We start from the raw sequence: 2,730 nt of genomic DNA, 5'->3' as shown, positions 1-2,730 counted from the left end.
CCTTGAGAGGCTCCCCTTCCAGCCTTCGATTTCCACGGCCACCTGGCAAATCGGCAGGTGATCGGTTTCGGCCTGCGCTACGACTACGATCGGCGCGGTGGTCGAGGCGCCCCCGAGACCAGATTTCTTTGATGACGCTAAGGCGCAAAGTCGCTACTTTCGTCGGGTTGCCGGAAAGCGCTTTCGAACAGGTTCTGATCAACGAGTATCGATCGGGCGCAGGCATCGGCTGGCATCGCGACAAGCCGCATTTCGAGACGGTGGCCGGCGTATCCCTTCTTGCTCCCTGCAGCTTCCGACTCCGGCGCAAGAACGGCACGAAATGGGACCGCAAGACAATCATTGTCGAGCCGCGGTCGGCTTACCTCTTGAGCGGCCCGGCGCGCGATGAATGGGAGCACAGCATCCCGCCCCTGACCGAACACCGCTATTCGATTACTTTGCGAACCTTGCGCAAAAAGTGAATGCGCGATGGCAGACAACAATCGTCGCGATTGCTAGGCCACTACTCCATCTGCTCGAACGTGCACTGGCGCGGCACCTTGTCGGGCCGCCAGCGCAAAAGCCTGGTTCCGTGGCGGAAGCGGTCGCTGGTGATATGGTCGAAGCGCACCTCGACGACCAGTTCCGGCCGCACCGGCTCCCATTCGCCGCTGCGTTCCGTGCTCCAGCGGCTTGGCCCACCCGGCGCCTTGCCTGTGAAGCCGGGTCCGCCGCGCAATTCCTCCAGCTTCACGGTGACCGCCAACCGCTCTTCATTGCTGATGGTCGAGGTGAACCCGACATGGTCGAGCAAGCCATTGTCGTTATAGAGGCCCAGCAGCAGCGACCCGACCTGGCGCTTGCGGTTCAGGTAGCGGAACCCGCCAACCACGCAGTCGGCGGTGCGCAGCCGCTTGACCTTGACCATCGCACGCTCGCCTGGCCGATAGGGCTCGTCCAGCATCTTGGCGACGACCCCGTCGGTCGACCCGCGGCCAGCACCCTGCAGCCACTTGTTGGCGTTGGCGATACTCGTGGTTGCCGACGAAAGTCGCAGCGCCTCATTCTCCGCCCTGGCGACAAAATCTTCGGTTGCCGCGCGTCGTTCCCGCAACGGCAGTTCGAGAACGATCTTGCCTCCGGGCGCGGCAAGGGTATCGAAGAGGACTATCCGCGCAGGCGTTTGTCTGCTCAGCGTCCGGATACGGCTCTCTGCCGGGTGAAGCCGCATCTGCAGCGCGTCAAACGATGCGCGTCCTTCGATCTCGATTATGATCTCGCCGTCCACAACGAAATCCCGTGCTTCGAGCTCGCCCAGAAGCGCCGTCAGTTCGGGAAAATAGCGGCCAAGCGGCTTGCCGGATTTCGCCCTGAGATCGACCGCCTTTCTTCCTTTGAAGGCAAGGCAGCGAAAGCCATCCCACTTGGGCTCATACTGCCAGATGCCGCTGCCCTCGGGCAGCGTGTCGGCGGTCCGGGCTTCCATCGGCGGCGTGTCCAGAGTGAGCGGAAACTCATGATCGGATTCCGCTACCATCGCTCTTCCGTGTCGTGATGCGGCAAGTCGATGCCACAGCAAACCCAGGCAAGCCGCTGCGAGGATCCGTAATTGTATTGCGGTTCCAGACCTTCAGGATCGTCAAAGGTTCCGACATGCAGAGCGACTTCGTCCTCGGCGGCGGCGTAGGAAAGGGTCAAGGGAGAACCGCATGCTCGGCAGAATCCCCTCCGGGCGATGGGTGAAGATACGCGATAGGCAGGCTCCTCGCTGAGCCATGACAGGTTGGAGGAGGACGTCCAGGCCAACACGGCGAAGGCGCTTCCGGTCGCGCGGCGGCACATGTCACAGTGACAGTAGTGAACGCGCGGATCGCCGGTCACTCGATAACGGATCCTGCCGCAGAGACATCCCCCTGTTCGTTCGACGGCGGCGGTCCGGGAGGCGATCTCGACTGTGTCCATCTCGCTTGAACGTTCGAACGGAAATGTGGTTTCCGTCCTACGGCCACATCGAGACCCATTCGATTGTGATGTTGGCGATGGAATCGGAAAGTATCCCCCAAGAAGTAGCCGAGCTTTCAATGTCCAGGGGCCGAAGGATGCGGGTGGAGCACCTACAAATCTCCACCGCCCCCCGGCCGCTGCACATGCTCCAGCACCTGGTCGGCGATAACGACGGAGAATTGCTCGTCGGTGCGGTGCTGGCAGATATCGATGTCGGGGAAGTCGACCGAGCGATAGTTCAGGCACATCACTGTCCAACAGCGATTCCAGCCCGGCGAGATCTCGATCACGTCGGAGGCCTTGCTGTTGCCAGCCTCGAGAAAGCGCTGAGCGCCTCGATCTGGCGGATGCGCAGCCAGCGGCTGTCGTAGCCGATCAGCCGGTTCACCGCTTGCTTGCTTCGGTTTTTCAGGGTGCCGGCAAGGCTTGTCGTCATACCTTCTCCGGAGGTCCCGCCGCCAGACTCCTTCTACATCGAGAACCGTACAAATGAATGGCGCTACGAGGAGGCCAGCGCCCAAAACGCCGGCCTCCCCAGCCAAGTGTCTGGGATCAATAGTCGCCGTTGTAGTACCGGTCGTCGCAGGGCGCGGTGTAGATGCGGCCGTAGCGATCCTGGTAGCGGCAAAGCTGCTCGCCGCGGCGCTGCGGCGTCGTGGCCGAGCCGACGACCGCGCCGAGCAGCGCGCCGCCGGCCGCGCCGATGACCGTGCTCTTGGTGTTGCCGCCGATCGCCTGGCCGAC

Annotated in this window: 6 protein-coding genes; 1 reads left to right on the top strand and 5 read right to left on the bottom strand. The window is 62.6% G+C overall.

Going from position 1 to position 2,730, the window contains the following annotated elements; genetic code table 11:
* Positions 1-167 precede the first annotated feature (167 nt).
* Positions 168-464, top strand: coding sequence for an alpha-ketoglutarate-dependent dioxygenase AlkB (locus tag EN742_RS30940; protein WP_348632872.1), 297 nt, complete (start codon positions 168-170; stop codon positions 462-464).
* A gap of 41 nt (positions 465-505) precedes the next feature.
* Here EN742_RS30940 and EN742_RS30935 read toward each other — a convergent pair whose 3' ends face one another.
* From EN742_RS30935 to EN742_RS30920, 5 genes are all read right to left on the bottom strand, one after another.
* Positions 506-1,519 carry an ATP-dependent DNA ligase gene (locus EN742_RS30935; protein ID WP_128333663.1) on the bottom strand — a complete coding sequence of 338 codons (1,014 nt, stop codon included), beginning with the start codon at positions 1,517-1,519 and terminating at the stop codon, positions 506-508.
* Positions 1,513-1,863, bottom strand: coding sequence for a GFA family protein (locus EN742_RS30930; protein WP_245455590.1), 351 nt, complete (start codon positions 1,861-1,863; stop codon positions 1,513-1,515). The genes EN742_RS30935 and EN742_RS30930 overlap by 7 nt, the downstream gene beginning before the upstream one ends.
* Before the next feature lie 233 nt (positions 1,864-2,096).
* Entirely contained in the window at positions 2,097-2,276 is a 180-nt protein-coding gene (locus EN742_RS40295; protein WP_348628231.1) for a hypothetical protein, read from the bottom strand.
* Positions 2,273-2,422 (bottom strand): hypothetical protein, encoded by a 150-nt coding sequence (locus EN742_RS40290; RefSeq protein WP_348628230.1) that lies wholly within the window; start codon positions 2,420-2,422, stop codon positions 2,273-2,275. The genes EN742_RS40295 and EN742_RS40290 overlap by 4 nt, the downstream gene beginning before the upstream one ends.
* A 116-nt stretch (positions 2,423-2,538) precedes the next feature.
* On the bottom strand, positions 2,539-2,730 hold a 192-nt coding region (locus EN742_RS30920), incomplete at its 5' end, for a glycine zipper 2TM domain-containing protein (RefSeq protein ID WP_348632871.1).

The sequence above is a fragment of the Mesorhizobium sp. M4A.F.Ca.ET.020.02.1.1 genome, assembly GCF_004022645.1.
In the GTDB taxonomy this organism is placed as follows: Bacteria; Pseudomonadota; Alphaproteobacteria; order Rhizobiales; family Rhizobiaceae; genus Mesorhizobium.
Note: the sequence above shows the minus strand (reverse complement) of the source record. Positions and strands in the feature narration are given on the sequence as shown.

Excerpts from the sequence above, each read along its gene's own strand:
- EN742_RS30935 (WP_128333663.1), bottom strand. The coding sequence starts at position 1,519 with ATGGTAGCGGAATCCGATCATGAGTTTCCGCTCACTCTGGACACGCCG.
- EN742_RS40290 (WP_348628230.1), bottom strand. The coding sequence starts at position 2,422 with ATGACGACAAGCCTTGCCGGCACCCTGAAAAACCGAAGCAAGCAAGCG.